Raw genomic sequence first — 18725 nt, forward strand, 5'->3', positions numbered from 1 at the left:
GCGAGCGCTCGGCCGCCTGCCTGCTGCCGAATGCCCGGACCGACCCCACATTGGCTCCCCACAGACCCGGAGGGGGAAGCACATGGGGCTGCCACGGCTCAAGTACCTGACGTGGAGGGAGTTCGCGCGTCGCTTCTGGAAGGAGATTGAAGAGGACACCGTCACCGACGTGGCGGCGCAGCTGTCCTACTACTTCATCTTCTCCCTGTTCCCCTTCCTGTTCTTCCTGGTCACGCTGGTGGCGTACATGCCGTTCGCGCCCGGCGCCGTGGACGCGATGATGGAGCGCATCCGCCCGCTGGTGCCCGGCGACGCGCTGGGCGTGGTGAGCCAGCACCTGACCTCCATCGTCGGGGAGACGCGCCCCAGGTTGCTCACCGTGGGTCTCGTCGTGGCGCTGTGGACGGCGTCGCGCGGCGTGGATGCCCTGCGCAAGGCGCTCAACCTGGCCTACGACGTGTCGGAGTCCCGGCCCTACTGGAAGACGCAGGGCCTGGCGCTGATGGTCACGCTGATGGGCGGCCTGTTGATTCCCCTGTCCTTCGCCATCCTGCTGTTGGGCGGACAACTGGGGGCGTGGGTGGCGGACAAGCTGGCGCTCATCGACGAGTTCCACCTCGTCTGGTCCTGGCTGCGCTGGCCCTTCACCGCGGCGCTGGTGATGCTGATGCTGTCGCTCTGCTACTACCTGCTGCCGGACGTGAAGCAGCGCTTCAAGTACATCACCCCGGGCTCCGTGCTTGGCACGCTGGCGTGGCTGGGCAGCACCTGGGGCTTCACCCAGTACGTGGAGCACTTCGGCAAGTACGACGTCACCTACGGCTCCATCGGTGGCGTGGTGGTGCTGCTGCTGTGGCTCTACATCTCCGGGCTCATCTTCATCCTCGGAGGAGAGCTCAACGCCATCCTCGAACACGCCTCCGCGCAGGGGAAGGCCAAGGGCGCGAGGGACTTCGGCCAGCCCGCGCCCCTGGAGCCGCCCCTCAAGACGCCCGGCGCGGCCAAGAGCGCCGCCAGCGCCCGGAAGACGCGGCTCGCGCTGTTCAAGCGCAAGCGCCGCGTGGCGGAGGGCAAGGATCCGGAGCCCCCGGGCGTCGCGCAGGACGGGAGTGACAACCCGTCCGTGCACTGAACGCGTCAGGGGACCGGAAAGGGGTGACTACTGCTTGGGCAGCTTCGCCTGGATGGCCGTCAGCCCACCCGCGGTGTTGCGGTCGCCCTTGAGCCCCTGCTGCGCGATGATCTTCCGCAGGTGCGCGATGCGGTCCTCGTTGGTGGGGTGCGTGGACAGCCACTTGAGCATGCCCGGCGTGGAGCCCTGCTCCTTCTGGAGCTTCTGGAAGAAGGTGATGAGGCCGTTCGGGTCGAAGCCCGCGGCGGAGGCGTACTTCGCGCCGTACTCGTCCGCTTCCGTCTCCTCGCTGCGGCCGTGCGCCAGCTGCAGTCCGCCGCCCGCCAGCTGCGCGGCGATCTGCGCGGCCGTGCCCGGGTTCTGGCCCAGCGCCACCTGGGTGATGGCCTGCAGACCGTAGGCGTTCACCATGGCGCGCGCGGAGTGCCGGCCCACCACGTGACCCGCCTCGTGCGCCATCACGCCCGCCAGCTCCGCCTCCGTGTCCGCCGCGAGCAGCAGGCCCGTGTACACGTAGAGGAAGCCGCCCGGCGTGGCGAAGGCGTTGACCGTCTTCGGGTCATTGATGACGTTGACCTTCCACTTCACCCCGGAGCGGTCCTTGTTGGCCTGCGCGAGGATGGGCGCGGAGATGCCCCGGACGTACGCCAGCACCTCCGGGTCCTCCACGTATTTGACGTTCTCCTTCGTCTCCAGCTCCTTCTTCACCTGGAGGCCGAGCTCGTTCTCCTGCTCGTCGGAGATGAGGACACTGGCAATCGCCTTCTCCGCGCCCACGCGCTGCTTGACGCAGCCCGTGGAGAGGCCCGAGGCCAGGGTGAGGGTCAGGAGTGCGGTGACCATCCGTTGCATGGGTGAGTCGTCCCTTCTTTGCTCAGTGGGTGGAAGCTTTCGCGGCCCGTCGTAGCCGCGCCCAAGCATCCCGGGCAAGCACCTTCCCGGAGCGCCATCCACCGGGGGACATGCACCGGAGACAGTCCGGTGGTATGCCCCGGCGCCTGGATGCCTGAACTACCGGAAGTGGAGATCGCCCGGCGCAACCTGGAGCGCTGGCTCAAGGGCCACCGCATCGTGCGCGCGGACGCGGACGCCACCCGCGTCTTCCGGGGGGCGGAGCTGCCCCACTTCACCCGGCTCACCGGGCGCGTCACGGCCCTGGAGCGCAAGGGGAAGTACCTGCTCGTCACCCTGGAGGGCGGCCACGGCCTGATGGCCCACCTGGGCATGACGGGCAAGTTCGTGCGCCGGAAGGAAGGCGAGCCCGTCCCCCACAGCCGCGCCCGCTTCCACCTGGATGACGGCCACGTGGTCCACTTCAGTGATCCACGCCTCTTCGGCCGCATGGAGCCCGTGCCCGCGAAGGAGTTGTGGGAGCTGCCCTCGGTGAAGGCCCTGGGGAGAGACCCCCTGACCGAAGGGCTCACCGGCCCCCAGCTCCAGGAGGCGGTGGGGGACTCCAAGCAGGACTTGAAGGTGGCGCTGATGGACCAGGGCCGCGTGGCGGGCCTGGGCAACATCCACGCCGCGGAGGCGCTCTTCCGCGCGGGGCTGCACCCGGCGCGCAAGCCCGGCACCCTCACGCCCGATGACTGGAAGCACCTGGCCAAGGCCATCCACGCCGCGTTCGACTTCGCCTTCAAGGAGCAGGAAGGCGAGGAGATCACCTATCTAGAGGAGGCGGGCTCCGTGAACCGCTTCCGCGTCTACGGACGGGCGAACGGGCCGTGCTCGAAGTGCGGAACGACGGTGGAGTCCTTCACCCAGGGTGGGCGCACCACGCATTTCTGTCCGAAATGTCAGCCGCTCTCCATGGTTGCTGTCCGCGCGTCCCGGAAGGGGACGGCGGCGGGGAAGGGGCCGGCTTCCGCCGTCATCGGCCCGAAACCCCGATCCCGTAGACGTTGACACCCCAGGGGGGCATGGCTTGAATCGCCCGCCCTTTACACCCGGCCGCGTCATGTCGCGGCCCCGGAGACCGTTGACCATGTCTCACGTCCTGCTGGCGGCGCTGCTCGTCGCCTCGTCCACGGCCACCGCGCAGACGCCGGTGCCCGATGGTGGCACCACGCCCTCGGCACCCCAGGAGTCGGCTCCCGCCGCGGCTCCCGCGGCTCCGGCCGCCGTTTCCCCCGCCCCCACCACCGAGGGCTCTGTCAGCCGCGAGGAGTTGGAGCAGCGCCTGGAGGCCACGCGTCAGGAGCTGCGCGAGGACATCCGCGCGCAGACGGCCACCCAGGCCGTGGCCAACAACGACTGGCAGGAGGAGTGGACGGAGGAGAAGCGCAAGCTGGAGCTGTTCACGCTGGACGGCTACCTGCGCGTCCGCCCCGTGCTCTTCTACAAGTTCGACCTGGGCAAGCCCGCGCTGCCCTCCGGCACGCCCCTGGGCCGCCAGCTGTGGACGCGCTCGCCGCGCTCCGCCTCCGAGCAGACCCAGGCCGGCGCCAACATGCGCTTCCGCCTGGACCCGTCCTTCAACGTCTCCGAGGACGTGCGCATCAAGGCGCAGGTGGACGCGCTGGACAACGTCCTCTTGGGCTCCAACCCGGACAGCGCCTACAGCGGGGATGGGCGCAACAACTTCACGCTCTTCTCTGAGAACGAGTCCCCGTCCAACTCCGCCGTCAACGCGTTCAAGGACTCCGTCATCGTGCGGCGCGCGTACGGTGAGGTGACGACGCCGGTGGGCATCCTGCGCTTCGGCCGCATGGGCAGCCACTGGGGCCTGGGCATGCTGCGCAACGACGGCAACTGCCTGGACTGCGACTACGGCGACACGGTGGACCGCATCCAGTTCGTCACCGAGCCGTTCGCCGGCTGGTACGTGACGCCCATGCTGGACTTCAACTCGGAGGGCCTGTCCACGGAGAAGGCCAACACCCTGGGCGAGCCGGTGGACCTCACCCAGTCCGACGACGCGCACAGCCTGGTGCTGGCCATCGCGCGGCGCGACACCGAGCAGCAGCAGAAGGCCAAGCTGGACAACAACCAGGGCGTCCTCAACTACGGCCTGTACTTCACCTACCGCACGCAGCGGTACTCCACCCTGTCGGAGACGGGCGTCCCGTTCGACGTGGCGAACCCCTCCAACCCGATCACCGTCACCACGCCGGCGTTCGTCCCGCGCGGCGGCACGCTCTACATCCCGGACCTGTGGTTCAAGTACGAGGAGAAGAAGTTCCGCATCGAGGCCGAGTTCGCCGCGCAGCTGGGCTCCATCGACGGGCGCGCCCTCACGGCCAACGACCCCACCACCCAGTCGCTGCGCATCGCGCAGTTCGGCGGCGTGCTCCAGACGGAGTTCCACGTCATCGAGAACAAGCTGCACCTGGGCATCGAGATGGGCTTCGCCTCTGGTGACAGGGCGCCGGGCTTCGGCAACTACCCGGGCCGCCAGGGCTCGGGCTCGGATGGCAACACCGCGCCGGGCGACGTGGAGGGCCGTCAGTACAGCTGCGACAACGGCGGCTGCAGCGACAACGCCATCCGCAACTTCCGCTTCAACCGCGACTACCGCGTGGACGTCATCCTGTGGCGGTCCATCCTCAATGGCGTCACGGACGCGTTCTACGTGAAGCCGGGCCTCAAGTACTCCATCGCGGAGGGCTTCGACGTCTACGGCAGCGTCATCTACTCGCAGGCGTTCTACGCGGAGTCGACGCCGTCCTACATCAGCAAGAGCCTGGGCCTGGAGGCGGACATCGGCGCGCGCTACATCACCGAGGACGGCTTCGTGGCGGGCATCGACTACGGCATCCTCTTCCCGCTGGACGGCCTGAAGGACCTGAACCTGCCGGGCCAGGAGCTCAGCACCGCGCACGCCATCCGCGGCATGCTGGCCATCCGGTTCTAGCCCATGCGCTCCGCCCTCCCGCGGCTGTTCGCCGCCGCCAGCCTGACGTTCACGCTGGTGGCGTGCGGCATCAAGGGTAGCCCCCGCGCGCCCCGGCCGGCGCCGCTGCCCGCGCCCACGGCGGAGACGATTCCCGCGCAGCAATCGCCACGCGGACCCGTGGAGCCCTCCGGCCCCACGGTGCCTCCGTCCACCGTAGACGCAGGGCTGCCCGAGTGAGCTTCTTCCACCACCAGAAGGGCGTGCTGCACGCCGAGAAGGTGCCGCTGCCCGCCATCGCGGACGCGGTGGGCACCCCCACGTACGTCTACTCCACCGCCGCGCTCACGGAGCGCTTCCAGGCGGTGACGGAGGCGTTCCAGGGGCAGAAGCACCTCATCTGCTACTCGGTGAAGGCCAACTCCAACCTGGCCATCCTGGGCCTCTTCTCCAGGCTGGGCAGCGGCTTCGACATCGTGTCCGGCGGCGAGCTGGCGCGCGTGAAGCAGGCCGGCGGCGAACCGGGCAGGACGGTGTTCGCGGGCGTGGGCAAGACGCCGGACGAGATGGCCCAGGCGCTGTCCCAGGGCCTCCTGCTCTTCAACGTGGAGAGCGCGGAGGAACTGGAGGCGCTGGATGCCGTGGGGCGGAAGCTGGGCAAGCGCGCGCCGTTCGCCCTGCGCGTGAACCCGGACGTGGACGCACGCACGCACCGCTACATCTCCACCGGCCTGAAGACGTCCAAGTTCGGTGTGCCCTTCGAGGAGGCGGTCGCCCTCTACGCGAAGGCGAAGAAGATGAAGGGGCTGAAGGCGCTGGGGCTGGACTGCCACATCGGTTCGCAGCTCACGCGCACCGCCCCCATGAAGGCCGCCCTCACCAAGGTGGCGGACCTCTACGTCAGGCTCAATGCCCGGGGCCACGCGCTGGAGTACCTGGACGTGGGCGGTGGGCTGGGCATCACCTATTCGGATGAAACGCCGCCCAGCCCCCAGGAGTACGCGCGCACGGTGCTGAACGCGACGGAGGCCACCGGGGCCACGCTGCTCCTTGAGCCGGGGCGGGCACTCGTGGGCAACGCGGGCGTGCTGCTCACGCGCGTGCTGTACCGGAAGCCCACCGAAGCGCGGACCTTCGTCGTCGTCGACGCGGGCATGAACGACCTGCTGCGTCCGGCCCTCTACGAAGCGCACCACGACCTCCAGCCGGTGGTGAAGCGCCGCGGCCGGGACGTGGAGGTGGACGTCGTGGGGCCGGTGTGTGAGTCCACGGACGTGCTCGCGCGGGCGCGCCCCCTGGTGCTGCCCCGCCAGGACGACCTGTACGCCTTCATGAGCGCCGGGGCTTACGGGATGAGCATGGCTTCCACCTACAACTCGCGGCCCCGGCCGGCGGAGGTGCTGGTGGACGGAGCGGCCTGGCGTGTCGTACGGGAGCGCGAGCGCGTCGAGGACCTCTGGCGCGGTGAGCGGGCCTGAACGTATAAGCGCCGGAATGAAGACCTTCGAAGGCTCCATGACGGCGCTGGCGACTCCGTTCCTCGACGGCGCGCTGGACGAGGGGGCCTTCCGGGCCCTGGTGCGCTTCCAGCTGGACGGCGGCACGAACGTGCTGCTGCCCATGGGCACCACCGGCGAAGCCGTGACGATGGACGCGGACGAGCGCGCGCGCGCCATCGCCGTCGTCGTGGACGAGGTGAAGGGCCGCGTGCCGGTGGTGGCGGGCGCGGGCAGCAACAGCACGCGCGAGACGATGGATTCCGTGCGCCGCGCGCGCGAGGTGGGCGCCAACGGCGCGCTCATCGTCACGCCCTACTACAACAAGCCCACGCAGGCGGGCCTGGTGGAGCACTACCGCGCCATCGCGAAGGCGCACCCGGGCTTCCCGCTCATCGCCTACAACGTGCCGGGCCGCACGGGCGTGGACCTGCTGCCGGAGACGGTGCTCCAGCTGTGTGACATCCCGGAGGTCGTGGCGCTGAAGGAGGCCACGGGCAACCTCATCCGCGCGGTGGACCTGGTGGAGAAGTGCGGCGACCGGATGACGTTCCTGTCCGGCGACGACTTCACGGTGCTGCCCTTCATCGCGTGCGGCGGCAAGGGCGTCATCTCCGTGTCCTCCAACGTCGCGCCCCGCATGATGGCGGACCTGGTGGCGGCGGCGCGCAGCAACGACATCGCGAAGGCGCGCGGCCTCCAGGTGCGGATGAACGCGCTGCACCGGCTGCTCTTCGTGGAGTCCAACCCCATCCCGGTGAAGTGGGCGCTGCACCTGATGGGCATGTTCGGTCCGGAAGTCCGGCTGCCGCTCGTGCCCATGGGCGAGGCGAACGCCGCGAAGTTGAAGGCCGAGCTGTCCGGGCTGGGACTGCTGAAGGCCTGAAGGGAAAGCGCGCCATGACCCGCACCGTCATCACCGGCATCTCCGGCCGCATGGGCAGCACGCTGGTGCGCCTGGCGAAGGCCGCCAGCGACCTTCCGGTGGTGGGCGCCACGGTGCGCCCGGGCAGCCCCCTCTCCGGTCAGGACGCGGGGCTCGTGGCCCGGCTGGGCGCGCCGCTGGACGTGATTGCGCACGACGGCCTGGGCCGCGCGCTGGACGGCGCGAAGGCGGACGTCGTCGTGGACTTCACCGGCCCGGAGGCCACGCTGCAGCACGCGCGCATCTGCGCCGAGCGCGGCGTGGCGCTGGTGGTGGGCACCACGGGCTTCACGCCGGAAGGGCGCGCGCAGCTGGAGGCGCACGCGAAGCGGATTCCCATTGTCGCGGCGCCCAACATGTCCGTGGGCGTGAACCTGGTCATCCGCATGGCCGCGGAGCTGGCGCGCGTGCTGGGCCCGTCGTTCGACGTGGAGGTGCTGGAGGCGCACCACCGCATGAAGAAGGACGCGCCCAGCGGCACCGCACTGAAGCTGGCGGAGGTGCTGATGGACGCGCTGGGCCGCACGAAGGACGACCTCACCTTCGCGCGCGAGGGGCAGACGGGCGCCCGCCCGCCGGGTGAGATTGGCGTGCAGGCGCTGCGCGGCGGGGACGTCGTGGGCGAGCACACGGTCTACTTTTTCGGCGAGGGCGAGCGCATCGAGCTCACCCACCGCGCGACGAACCGTGATCAGTTCGCACAAGGGGCGCTGAGGGCCGCGCGCTGGGTGGCGGGCCGCGCTCCGGGACTCTATGACATGGCCGACGTGCTCGGCCTCCAGGGGAAGACATGACCGCCCGTTATTGCCGCTTCCAGGTCGAGGGCCGTGCCAGCTACGGCCGCGTTGACGGCAACGAGGTGGTGGTGCTCACCGCCGCGCCGTGGGCCGGTGGCAAGGAGACCGGCCTGCGCCGTTCGCTCAAGGGCCTCACGCTGCTCACGCCGTCGGACGCGTCGAAGGTCGTCTGCATCGGCCAGAACTACCGCAAGCACGCGGAGGAGATGGGCAAGCCCATCCCCACGGAGCCGCTCATCTTCACCAAGCCCTCCACCGCGCTCAACGGCCCGGGTGCGCCCATCCGCCTCCCCAAGGCGAGCCAGGAAGTGCACTACGAAGCGGAGCTGGCGCTCGTCATCAGTGAGCGCCTGAAGAACGCGGACGAGGCCACCGCCGCGCGCGCCATCTGGGGCCTCACCTGCTTCAACGACGTCACCGCGCGCGACATCCAGCGCAAGGAAATCCAGCACACCCGCGCCAAGGGCTACGACACCTTCGCCTGCGCGGGCCCCTGGGCCGTGACGGGCCTGTCTCCGGCGGACCTGCGGGTGGTGTGCCGGGTGAACGGACAGGTGCGCCAGGATGGCCGCACGTCCGACATGGTGTTCAGCCCCGCCCGCCTGGTCTCCTTCATCTCCCACATCATGACGCTGCTGCCCGGCGACCTGGTGAGCACGGGCACTCCGTCCGGCGTGGGCGCGCTCAAGGCGGGGGACACGGTGGAGGTGGAGCTGGAGGGAATCGGAACCCTGGTGAACCCGGTTGAGATGGAGCCTTGAGTGCGACCGTCTATGTAGGACTGGGTTCCAACGAGGGCGACCGCGAGTCCCACCTCGTGGCCGCCCTTGCCGCGATGTCGTGCATCGACGCGGTGTCGGTGCTGGGCTGTTCCTCCCTCTATGACTCGGCCCCGGTGGGGCCCGCGCAGCCGCGCTTCCTCAACGCCGTGGTGGCGCTGGAGTGCGACCTGACGCCGCAGCGCCTGCTGTGCATCCTCCAGCGGATCGAGCAGGACCTGGGCCGCCGCCGGATGCAGCGCTGGGGCCCGCGCACCATCGACCTGGACATCCTCCTGTGGGACGAAGAGGACCACTCCGTCGTCGCGGATGCGAACCTCCAGGTGCCCCACCTTGAACTGCACAAGCGCCGCTTCGCGCTGGAGCCCCTGACGGAGCTGGCCCCCGACGCCCGCCACCCGGTGCTGGGCGTGACGGTGCAGGAGCTGCTCGCGAAGCTCGCCCCCCAGGACGTCCGCAAGCGCGAGGCCCTCTTCTGGCCCGACATGGGCGCCCGTTTCCCCGTCCACGAACTATGAGCCTGTCCCTCGTCCTGGCCACGACCGCGCTGCTCGCGGCCGAGCCCACCTCCCTGCCTCCCGGCCACCCCACGATTCCCCCTGGTACCCAGGCCTCTCCGTCCATGGGCTCCGGTATGGGCTCGGGCCCTGGCGCCAATGCCCCCAACGGCGCGCTGCCCCCGGGCCACCCCACGATGCCCGCGGGCTCCCCCGTGGCGCCGGGCACGCCGCTGCCGTCGGGCCACCCCACGGTGGACACGAACAAGCTGCCGCCCTCCGCCGAGGAGCTGATGAAGCAGCTCGACTCGTCCGAAGGCCTGCGCGAGCGGGAGAAGGACTTCGAGATCGCCTCGTCGCTGGGCAAGCTCTACTACATGAACGGCCGCAACGCGGAGGCGCTGTCCTACCTGGCCCAGGCGCAGGCCAAGGCGGACGGCGCGCGCGCGCTGTTCCTCGCGTCCCGCAAGAAGCTGGGCAATGCCGCCATCCCCACCCCGGAGGCCGCCAACTGCGGCTTCACGCCGGGCCAGGCGCTGGACTCCATGGCGGCCGTGGCGCAGGCCCGCGCGAAGTCCGGGGACGCCGCCGGCGCCGCCGCGTGCGCCCTGGCCGCGCTGGTGCCCGCGCTGGACGTGGACGTGCTGCGCGGCAACGCGCTGTACCTGACCGGTGACAGCGCCAACGCGCTGAAGGCGTACGCGCGGGTGCTGGAGGTGGCGCCCCGCCACGAGGAAGCGCTCTACGCCCACTCCTCGCTGCTCTTCGAGACGAAGGGCGAGGACCTCCAGGCGCTCAAGTCCGCGCGCGAGGGCTTCGACGCGCTGGTGACGTCGCACCCGGAATCCCAGCGCGCGGCCATGGCCCGCGAGCTGAGCGTGCGCATCGAGGAGACGCTGAAGGCGGGCGGCCGGAAGAAGTGGCTCGCGTCGCGCGCCGCGGACCGCAAGGTGCGCCTGTCCCAGTCCACCGCGCAGGCCGCCGCGCTGCCGTCGGACGCGCCGCGCCCGCTGTCGCCGGAGATGGTGGACGCGGTGAAGAACACCGAGCGCACGCCGGAGCTGGAGGCGGGCCTCACCAAGCTGGTGGATGAAGGCGAGGAGCACCTGGCGCGAGGCCGCTACCAGGAGGCCCTGGCCAACTACACCCGCGTGGTGCCCTTCCAGCCGGAGAACGGGCGCGCCAAGGCGGGCATGGCCTGGGCGCTGGTGGGCCTGGGACGCCCCATGGGCGCGCGCGTGTGGAGCGTGGCGCTGGAGTCCGACGCGGGCGCGGTGGAGAAGCTGGGCGACACGCTGCTCGCCAAGGGCGACGCGAAGGGCGCCAAGGCCCTCTGGGAGAAGCTGGCCCAGGACGTGCCCAACTACCCCAACAAGGCCGCGCTGCAGGCGAAGCTGTCGCAGTAGCTACACGAACTTCGCGGCCAGCAGATCCTGGACGTCGAGCAGGCCCACCGCGCGGCCCTCGACGTCCACCACGGGCAGCTGGTCCACCCTCAGCTCGCGCATCTGCGTGGCGGCGGTGAGCACCAGCGTGTCCGGGGTGATGCAGCGCGGGCGCTTGCCCATCACCTGCCGCACCGGCACCTCGAAGTCCGTGTGCCCCCGCTCCACCAGCCGGCGCAGGTCGCCGTCCGTGAAGATGCCCTCCAGCTTCCCGTCGCGGTCCACCACGCACGCGGCGCCCGGCCGGCCCGGCGTGTTGGTCATCACCACCACCGCCTGGGACAGCCGCGCGGTGTCCAGCACCAGCGGGTTCGCGGGGCCCGTGCGCATCAGCTCGAAGACGCGCAGCACGGAGCGCCCCAGCTTCCCACCCGGGTGCAGCAGCGCGTAGTCGTCCCGCCCGAAGGGGCGCGAGCGCAGGAGCGTCATCGCCAGCGCGTCGCCCACGGCGTGCAGCGCGGCGGTGGACGCGGTGGGGACCAGGCCCATGGGGCAGGCTTCTTCAATCCGGCCGATGTCCAGCACCACCTCCGCGCCCTTCGCGAGCGGGCTGTCCGCGTCCCCGGTGAGCGCCACCACCGGCGTGCCCATGCGCTTGAAGAGGGGCAAGAGGCGCAGCAGTTCCTCCGTGCTGCCGCTGTTGGACAGCGCGAGGATGACGTCGCCCGCGCCCACGCGGCCCAGGTCGCCATGCACGGCCTCCGCGGGGTGGAGGAACACGGAGCGGATGCCGGTGGACGCCAGCGTGGAGGACAGCTTCTGGCCGATGTGGCCCGCCTTCCCCATGCCCGTCACCACCACCTGGCCCGGGCAGTCGCGCACCAGCTTCAGCGCGCGCAGGAACGCGTCCCCCAGCCGGTCCGTGACGCCAAGGATCGCGCGGGCCTCCGCCTCCAGCACGCCGCGCGCGTAGGTGAGCGCGGCCTCGTCATCCGCGTCCCGGGCCTGGGTGCGCTCGGGGGCTGGGGACGGCGCGCGGCCGGGGAGGGCACGCAGTTTGGGCTTCTTGGCGGTGGAGCGGGGAGCGCGGGCCATGGATGGGCGCTACCTCTACTCCGCCACGCCGTGGGCGGCCATCCTTGACGCATGGGGGGGCCTGGGCTACGGCCTGCCCGCCCGGCCGCCCGTGGCCGGGGAAACCTTCTTCACCACCGGAAACCGAGGGGACGGCATGAAGTTCTTCATCGACAGCGCGGACGTCGGCGAAATCCGCAAGGCCCACGAAATGGGCTGCGTGGACGGCGTCACCACCAACCCGTCACTGCTGGCCAAGGTCGGCCGCAACCTGGAAGAGACCATCCGGGAGATCTGCTCCATCGTGGACGGTCCCATCAGCGCGGAGTGCGTGTCGCTGACGGCCCCGGAGCTCATCAAGGAAGGCCAGGGCCTGGCGAAGATCCACGACAACGTCGTGGTGAAGATTCCCATGGGCGTGGAGGGCATGAAGGCCGTCAAGGCGCTCACCGCCGACGGCATCCGCACCAACGTCACCCTCTGCTTCTCCGCCAACCAGGCCCTGCTGTGCGCCAAGGCCGGCGCCACGTACGTGTCGCCCTTCGTGGGCCGGCTGGACGACATCTCCCAGGACGGCATGGAGCTCATCGCCCACATCCTGGAGATCTACCAGAACTACGACTTCACCACGCAGGTGCTGGTGGCCAGCGTGCGCAACCCCGTCCACGTCCTCCAGGCCGCGCGCCTGGGCGCGGACGTGGCCACGCTGCCCTACAACGTCATCACCCAGCTGGCGAACCACCCCCTCACCGACGCGGGCATCCAGAAGTTCCTCGCGGATTGGGAAAAGGTCCCCAAGCAGGGCAAGCCCGCCGGGAAGTAACCGCCCGGGCTTCCGAGCCTTCCTCCCGCCGTTCCGGTGTCCCTGGAACGACGGGGGGGCCCTCGCGGGGGCTGGCGCCTGGACGGCGGGAGCGGTATGGCAGGAGGAGCGGATTGATATTTGAATCAACCCTCCCGGAGCACGCCCCATGGATTTCCAGCTCAGCGAGTCCCAGCGCGCCTTGCAGGACGCCGCGCGCAAGTACGCCCGTGACGTGGTGCGCCCCAAGGCCCCCCACTACGACGAGACCTCCGACTTCCCCAAGGACCTCATCTCCGCGGCCTTCGAGCTGGGTCTGCTCAACATGGCCATCCCGTCCGAGTACAACGGCGTGGGCCTGACGCACCTGGAGCAGGTCATCGTGTGCGAGGAGCTGGCGTGGGGCTGCGCGGGCGTGGCCACGTCCCTCATCGCCAACGACCTGGCCAACCTGCCCATCATCCTCCACGGCACGGACGACCAGAAGAAGCGCCTGCTGGCCCCCTTTGGGGAGAAGCTCAAGCTCAGCTGCTTCTGTCTCACGGAGCCCGCCGCGGGTTCGGACGTGGCGGCCATGGGCACCACCGCGCGCCGCGAGGGTGACGAGTACGTCCTCAACGGCAGCAAGTGCTTCATCACCAACGCCGGCTACGCGGATCAGTTCACCGTGTTCGCCACGCTGGACAAGGGCAAGAAGCACAAGGGCATCACCTGCTTCGTCGTGGAGGGCCGTCCGCAGGGCCTGACCACCGGCAAGCACGAGAACAAGATGGGCCAGCGCGCCAGCAACACCACCACCGTCACGTTCGACGAGGTGCGTGTCCCGGCCGCCAACCGCATCGGCGAGGAGGGCGAGGGCTTCAAGATCGCCATGGCCACGCTGGACAACAGCCGCCCGCTCACCGCGAGCATCTCCATTGGCATCGCCCGCGCGGCGCTGGAGCACTCGCTGGAGTACTCCGCGCAGCGCCACACGATGGGCAAGGCCATCCGCGAGCACCAGGCCGTCCAGTTCATGCTGGCGGAGATGGCCATGAACACCCACGCCGCGCGCCTGCTCACCTACGAGAGCGCGCAGGTGCTGGATGAAGGACAGCGCAACACCCTCCAGTCCAGCTATGCGAAGTGCTTCGCCGCGGATATGGCCATGAAGGTCGCCACGGACGCGGTGCAGGTGTTCGGCGGCTACGGCTACATGAAGGAATACCCCGTGGAGAAGCTGATGCGCGACGCCAAGCTCATCCAGGTCTACGAGGGCACGAGCCAGGTGCAGCGCCTGGTCATCGCGAAGGAACTGTTCAGGTAGAAAAGCAAAACTGTGCCCGGCGGGGCTTTCCCGTTGCCGCCGCCGTGTGCGGATGTCTATTACTCCGGCCCTGATGCGCGACGCGTCAAGCCGCCCCGATTTCCAAACACTCCCCACTGAGGAGAGCCCGCCGTGAAGATTCTCGTCACCGCCAAGCGCGTGGAAGATCCCGAGTCGAAGATCAAGGTGAAGCCGGACGGCTCGGACATCGTGAAGGAGGGGTTGAAGTACAAGATCAACCCCTTCGATGAAATCGGCGTGGAAGAGGGCCTGCGCCTGGCCGCGGCCCATGGCGGCGAGGTGGTGGTCGTCTCCATCGGGCCCAAGGACGTGCAGGAGCAGCTGCGCCACGCGCTGGCCATGGGCGCGCACAAGGCCGTGTGGGTGAACCACACGGGCCCGCTGGATCAGCTGGGCATCGCCGGTCTGCTCCAGAAGGTCGTGGAGCTGCAGAAGCCGGACGTCGTCCTCCTGGGCAAGCAGTCCATCGACGACGACCAGAACCAGGTGGGCCAGTACCTGGCCGAGTTCCTGGGCTGGGGCCAGGCCACGTTCGCCTCCAAGGTGGAGTCGCTGGAGAGCGCGGAGGAGAAGGCCAAGGCGCCGGCGGTGAAGCTGACCGCGGACAAGAAGAGCATCCACGTGGTGCGTGAAGTGGACAACGGGCTCGCGACCCTGGAGGTCCAGCTGCCCGCCGTCGTCACCACGGACCTGCGCCTGAACCAGCCGCGCTACGCCAGCCTCCCGGGCATCATGAAGGCGAAGAGCAAGCCCATCGAGGAGCTGACGCCGGAGAAGCTGGGCGTGGACGTGGCCCCGAAGATCCAGGTGCTCAAGCTGGCGTCGCCCCCGGCGCGCAAGGCGGGCATCAAGGTGCCGGACGTGGCCACCCTGGTGGAGAAGCTGCACAACGAGGCGAAGGTCGTCTGACCGCGCTCCCAACCCTTCCAACGATTCCGGAGACAGACACCATGTCCATCGTCCTCATCGTCGCCGAGCAGCAGCCGGACGGGAACCTGCGCAAGGCCTCCCTCAACGCCATCGCCGCGGGCAAGCAGCTGGCCGACAAGTCCGGCGGCGAGCTGCACCTCGTCCTGTTGTCCAAGGACCCGTCCAAGCTGGCGGAGGAGCTCAAGGGCTCCGGCGCCAAGGCCATCCACACCGCCGCCGCTCCTGAGTTCGAGCACTACCTCGCCGAGGTCTACGCCCCCGTCATCGCCGGGCTGGCGCAGGAGCTGAAGGCCACCTTCGTGGGCGCGGCCTCCACGGCGCAGGGCAAGGACCTGCTGCCGCGCGTCGCCGCCCGGCTGATGGCCGCCATGGCCACCGACATCACCGCCATCAACGGCAGTGGCGCGGACATCACGTTCACCCGTCCCATGTGGGCCGGCAACGTGTTCGCCGAGGTGAAGCTCAACACGCCGGTGCAGGTCATCAGCATCCGCGCCACGGAGTTCTCGGTGGTCGCCGGCGCGGGCGCGTCCGCGGAGGTGAAGTCCTTCCAGCCGAAGCTGGAGGCCTCCAAGACGAAGTTCGTGTCGTTCAACGAAGTGAAGAGCGCGCGTCCGGAGCTGACCGAGGCCAGCGTGGTGGTGTCCGGCGGTCGCGGCACCAAGGGCGACTTCAAGGAAGTCGAAGCGCTGGCGGACCTGCTGGGCGCCGCGGTGGGCGCGTCCCGCGCGGTGTGCGACGCGGGTTGGGTTCCCAATGACTTGCAGGTCGGTCAGACGGGCAAGGTCGTCGCGCCGAAGCTGTACATCGCCGCGGGCATCAGCGGCGCCATCCAGCACCTGGCCGGCATGAAGTCCTCGAAGACCATCGTCGCCATCAACAAGGACCCGGAGGCGCCCATCTTCCAGGTGGCCGACTACGGCCTCGTGGACGACCTCTTCAAGGTCCTGCCCGCGCTGCGCGAAGGCATCCAGAAGCTGAAGTAGTCCGCACCGCCGTCTGACGGCGGGCCGTGACACCGAGGGGCGCGTCACCGGGACATCCCGGGGCGCGCCCTTCGTCATTTCCGACGGAGCCCTACAGCTCGATGTCAGTGTCGTTGCCGGACTTCTTCTGCGCGGGCGGCTCCGAGGGCTCGGCGTCTTCCGGCTCCAGCTCGTGCGGCACCTCCGGCTCTGGAGGCTCGGCGGAGGGCTCGCCCGTGTCGAGCAGGTCGATGCGCTGTCCGTCCTCCACCTGCACGTAGAGGGTGCGGAAGATCCACGCCTCTCCGTTCTTGTCGGCCACGGCGTGGAGGTTGCCGTCCGCCTTGGGGCCGTCCAGCGGGACGGTGAACTCCGCGTGGGTGCGCCCGTTGCGGGTGCTCACCTGGGTGTTGCTGGGGAAGCCCGGCTTGAAGGTGCCGCCCAGGGCCTGCTGCACGTGCGGATCCTCCTGGGCCTCCGCGATGGCGTCCGTGTACGCGCCCATGTCCTTGAACGACGAGTAGCCCCAGCCCACGGCGATGGCCGCGAAGCAGAAGCACGAGCCCAGAATCCCCAGACAGCCCACGGGCACCGCCCACTTCCAGTTGCGGTTCCACCACCCCTGGCGGGGCACGGGTGCGTAGTCACCCTCGGGCATCGTCGGCGGCATGGGCCCTCCTGGCCTGGACCTGGGGCCGTGTCATAGCCGGTTCCGGACGAAGCGGGGGTGGGGCCTGCACCGGGGACGGGTTTCGGGGGCGCCTTCATGACAGAGTGGGTGTCATGCCCTCTGGTGGCGTCTCGACGGCCGAGCTCGCGGACCTGCTTGCGGCGCTGCCCTTCGGCCACCGGCTGTGGGTGCGCGGCATGGGGCGGTGTCTCTATCCGCTGCTCCGCAGCGGGGACGCGGTGCGGCTGTTGCGCTGTGGCCCGGAGCGGCTGGCGCGCGGGGACGTGGCGCTGGTGCGGCACGGGCCCCGGCTGGCCGCGCAGGTGGTGCTCTCCACGGAGCCCTGGGTGACGGAGTCGCTCTTGGGCGGCACCGACGTGGCGGGCGGGGAGCTGGTGGGGCGCATCGTCGCGCTCAAGCGCGGGCGGTGGGTGATGCGGCTGCCCCGGCCCACCCGGCCGGCGCTGTTCCTGCTGCAGCGCACCCTGTCTGGCGTGTGGACGCAGCCCGCGTCCCGGGCGGTGTTCCGCCACCTGCGCGACCTGTTCTCCGGTTGGACGAAGCCGCTGCGCCGCCAGTTCGTGGGCCCGCTCGAAATCCGGCTGGTGCGCCCGGACGACCTGGACCCGCTGCTCGCCTTCGCCACGGAGCGGCTGGTGGTGTCCGGCACCTTCCTGCGCCGGCAGCTGCGCGACCGCTGGGGCCTGCCGCAAGACAGGCGCGTGGGCGCGGCGGCGGGCGCCTTCGATGCCCAGGGACACCTGCTCGGCTTCGCCTGGGCGGACGACTACCACCAGGAGGGGCTGTCCCTGGACGGCTTCTGGGTGCGCTCGCTGGTGGTGTCCCCCAAGGTGCGGCGCATGGGCGTGGCCACCGCGCTGGTGCGGTGCCTGGTGGAGGAGATCCACCGGCAGGGCGCGGACCGGCTCCACGCGGACATCGACGAGGACAACACCGCCTCCCTGCGGACCTTCTCCGGCCTGGGGTTCCGACCCGCGCCGGACGCGCTGACCGTCGCCACGAACCAGCAGTGGGACGCGGCCGGTGGGAGCAAGCGACTGGTCGTGCTGGTGCGCCCGCTTCCCGCCTGACGCCCCACGGGGGTTGCGCTTCTCCGGTGGCTGGGCCAAACGGCAGGGCGTCCTGCTTCAGGCCGTGGGCAGGGAAGGGTGGATCCGGTGTCTGAAGGGCGTGAGGGTACGCAGTGGAAGGCGGACGGAGCGCTGGTGCTCCTCACCGTCTTCTGGGGCCTGACGTTCGTGGTGGTGAAGGACGCGCTCGCGTTCGCGGACCCCTTCACCTTCCTCACCCTGCGCTTCGTGGTGGGCGCGGCCGTGATGGCGCTCATCGCGCGCGGGCGGATGTTCTCGCCCGGCATCGCTTCCAAGGGACTGCTCCTGGGCGTGGTGCTGTTCGTGTGCTTCGTGCTCCAGACGGTGGGGCTGACGGACACCACGCCGTCGCGCGCGGCGTTCCTCACCGGCCTCAACGTCCTCTTCGTTCCGCTGATGTCCATGGTGCTGCTCAAGCGGCTGCCCCGGTGGGGCACCGCCGTGGGCGTGGTGCTGGCGGCGGTGGGGCTGTACTGGCTGACACGGCCCACAGAGGAGGCCCTGCCGGGGGACTTGGGGGGCTTTCGACTGGGAGACTGGCTGTCCATCGGGTGCGCGGTGGCGTACGCGGGGCACATCCTGCTCACCGAGCGCTTCGCGACGAAGGACAACGCCGTGGGCCTGGTATCCGTGCAGCTGGTCGGCGTGGCGGTGATGTCCGCGCTGTGCCTGCCCTTCGTGGAGCGCAAGCTGGAGTGGACCCCGCCGCTCGTGGGGGCAGTGCTCGCGTGTGGCGTGCTCGCGAGCGCGGTGGCCATCCTGGTGCAGACCTGGGGACAGGCGCGCACCAGCGCGGTGCGCGCGGCGCTCATCTTCGCGCTGGAGCCGGTGTTCGCCTCGGCCTACTCCGTGGCGGTGGGCCGCGAGGTGCTGGGCCCGAAGGAGTGGCTGGGCGGCGCGCTCATCGTCGTGGGCGTCTTCGCGTCGGAGCTGGGCACGGCGGTGTGGGACGGATGGCGGGCACGGGGCCGCACGCCCGCCGCCTGAGCATCCAGCATGTGA

At 70.1% G+C, this 18725-nt stretch carries 19 protein-coding genes; 16 read left to right on the forward strand and 3 right to left on the reverse strand.

Annotated elements, in window-relative coordinates:
• Nucleotides 1-82: 82 nt before the first annotated feature.
• Nucleotides 83-1132, forward strand: coding sequence for a YihY/virulence factor BrkB family protein (locus D7Y04_RS21565; RefSeq protein WP_120599236.1), 1050 nt, complete (start codon nt 83-85; stop codon nt 1130-1132).
• Between the two features lie 27 nt (nt 1133-1159).
• On the opposite strand, the gene D7Y04_RS21570 is transcribed toward D7Y04_RS21565, so the two are convergent.
• Nucleotides 1160-1984 (reverse strand): M48 family metallopeptidase, encoded by an 825-nt coding sequence (locus D7Y04_RS21570; RefSeq protein WP_121760558.1) that lies wholly within the window; start codon nt 1982-1984, stop codon nt 1160-1162.
• Nucleotides 1985-2134: 150 nt separating this feature from the next.
• Between D7Y04_RS21570 and mutM the strand changes: the two genes are divergently transcribed.
• From mutM to D7Y04_RS21615, 9 genes are all read left to right on the forward strand, one after another.
• On the forward strand, nt 2135-3037 hold the full coding sequence (gene mutM, locus D7Y04_RS21575) for a bifunctional DNA-formamidopyrimidine glycosylase/DNA-(apurinic or apyrimidinic site) lyase (RefSeq protein WP_121760559.1): 903 nt from the start codon (nt 2135-2137) through the stop codon (nt 3035-3037).
• A 79-nt stretch (nt 3038-3116) separates the two neighbouring features.
• Nucleotides 3117-4985 (forward strand): TIGR04551 family protein, encoded by a 1869-nt coding sequence (locus tag D7Y04_RS21580; protein WP_233597059.1) that lies wholly within the window; start codon nt 3117-3119, stop codon nt 4983-4985.
• A 3-nt stretch (nt 4986-4988) separates the two neighbouring features.
• Nucleotides 4989-5204: a hypothetical protein gene (locus D7Y04_RS21585; RefSeq protein WP_120599239.1), complete on the forward strand. Its 216-nt coding sequence runs from the start codon at nt 4989-4991 to the stop codon at nt 5202-5204.
• Complete coding sequence (gene lysA / locus D7Y04_RS21590) at nt 5201-6442, forward strand: diaminopimelate decarboxylase (RefSeq protein WP_120599240.1); 1242 nt, start codon at nt 5201-5203, stop codon at nt 6440-6442. Before D7Y04_RS21585 ends, lysA begins: the two co-directional genes overlap by 4 nt.
• Before the next feature lie 16 nt (nt 6443-6458).
• Nucleotides 6459-7346: a 4-hydroxy-tetrahydrodipicolinate synthase gene (gene dapA / locus D7Y04_RS21595; RefSeq protein WP_121752571.1), complete on the forward strand. Its 888-nt coding sequence runs from the start codon at nt 6459-6461 to the stop codon at nt 7344-7346.
• 14 nt (nt 7347-7360) lie between these two features.
• Complete coding sequence (dapB, locus tag D7Y04_RS21600; RefSeq protein ID WP_121760560.1) at nt 7361-8179, forward strand: 4-hydroxy-tetrahydrodipicolinate reductase; 819 nt, start codon at nt 7361-7363, stop codon at nt 8177-8179.
• Nucleotides 8176-8943 carry a fumarylacetoacetate hydrolase family protein gene (locus D7Y04_RS21605; RefSeq protein WP_120599242.1) on the forward strand — a complete coding sequence of 256 codons (768 nt, stop codon included), beginning with the start codon at nt 8176-8178 and terminating at the stop codon, nt 8941-8943. Before dapB ends, D7Y04_RS21605 begins: the two co-directional genes overlap by 4 nt.
• Nucleotides 8940-9479: a 2-amino-4-hydroxy-6-hydroxymethyldihydropteridine diphosphokinase gene (gene folK, locus D7Y04_RS21610; protein ID WP_121760561.1), complete on the forward strand. Its 540-nt coding sequence runs from the start codon at nt 8940-8942 to the stop codon at nt 9477-9479. Before D7Y04_RS21605 ends, folK begins: the two co-directional genes overlap by 4 nt.
• Nucleotides 9476-10864, forward strand: a complete 1389-nt coding sequence (locus tag D7Y04_RS21615; RefSeq protein ID WP_121760562.1) for a hypothetical protein — start codon at nt 9476-9478, stop codon at nt 10862-10864. The genes folK and D7Y04_RS21615 overlap by 4 nt, the downstream gene beginning before the upstream one ends.
• Here D7Y04_RS21615 and D7Y04_RS21620 read toward each other — a convergent pair whose 3' ends face one another.
• On the reverse strand, nt 10865-11938 hold the full coding sequence (locus tag D7Y04_RS21620; protein WP_120598799.1) for an SIS domain-containing protein: 1074 nt from the start codon (nt 11936-11938) through the stop codon (nt 10865-10867).
• A gap of 136 nt (nt 11939-12074) precedes the next feature.
• Between D7Y04_RS21620 and fsa the strand changes: the two genes are divergently transcribed.
• The 4 genes from fsa (at nt 12075) to D7Y04_RS21640 (ending at nt 15962) form a co-directional block, all read left to right on the forward strand.
• Complete coding sequence (gene fsa, locus D7Y04_RS21625) at nt 12075-12740, forward strand: fructose-6-phosphate aldolase (RefSeq protein ID WP_014399257.1); 666 nt, start codon at nt 12075-12077, stop codon at nt 12738-12740.
• A 148-nt stretch (nt 12741-12888) separates the two neighbouring features.
• Nucleotides 12889-14025: an acyl-CoA dehydrogenase family protein gene (locus D7Y04_RS21630; protein WP_120598800.1), complete on the forward strand. Its 1137-nt coding sequence runs from the start codon at nt 12889-12891 to the stop codon at nt 14023-14025.
• Nucleotides 14026-14157: 132 nt separating this feature from the next.
• Nucleotides 14158-14955: an electron transfer flavoprotein subunit beta/FixA family protein gene (locus D7Y04_RS21635; protein ID WP_121760563.1), complete on the forward strand. Its 798-nt coding sequence runs from the start codon at nt 14158-14160 to the stop codon at nt 14953-14955.
• A 41-nt stretch (nt 14956-14996) separates the two neighbouring features.
• The gene (locus D7Y04_RS21640; RefSeq protein WP_121760564.1) at nt 14997-15962 is read left to right on the forward strand and encodes an electron transfer flavoprotein subunit alpha/FixB family protein; all 966 of its coding nucleotides are present in this window, start codon (nt 14997-14999) and stop codon (nt 15960-15962) included.
• Nucleotides 15963-16053: 91 nt separating this feature from the next.
• Here the strand turns inward: D7Y04_RS21640 and D7Y04_RS21645 are convergent, their stop codons facing one another.
• Nucleotides 16054-16611: a cytochrome c oxidase assembly factor Coa1 family protein gene (locus D7Y04_RS21645; protein ID WP_120598803.1), complete on the reverse strand. Its 558-nt coding sequence runs from the start codon at nt 16609-16611 to the stop codon at nt 16054-16056.
• A 113-nt stretch (nt 16612-16724) separates the two neighbouring features.
• Between D7Y04_RS21645 and D7Y04_RS21650 the strand changes: the two genes are divergently transcribed.
• Both D7Y04_RS21650 and D7Y04_RS21655 read left to right on the forward strand, forming a co-directional pair.
• Entirely contained in the window at nt 16725-17702 is a 978-nt protein-coding gene (locus tag D7Y04_RS21650; RefSeq protein ID WP_171809795.1) for a GNAT family N-acetyltransferase, read from the forward strand.
• A gap of 87 nt (nt 17703-17789) precedes the next feature.
• On the forward strand, nt 17790-18710 hold the full coding sequence (locus tag D7Y04_RS21655; protein ID WP_233601530.1) for a DMT family transporter: 921 nt from the start codon (nt 17790-17792) through the stop codon (nt 18708-18710).
• The last annotated feature ends 15 nt before the right edge of the window (nt 18711-18725 follow it).

The organism is Corallococcus sp. AB038B, from assembly GCF_003668955.1.
Lineage (GTDB): Bacteria > Myxococcota > Myxococcia > Myxococcales > Myxococcaceae > Corallococcus > Corallococcus exiguus.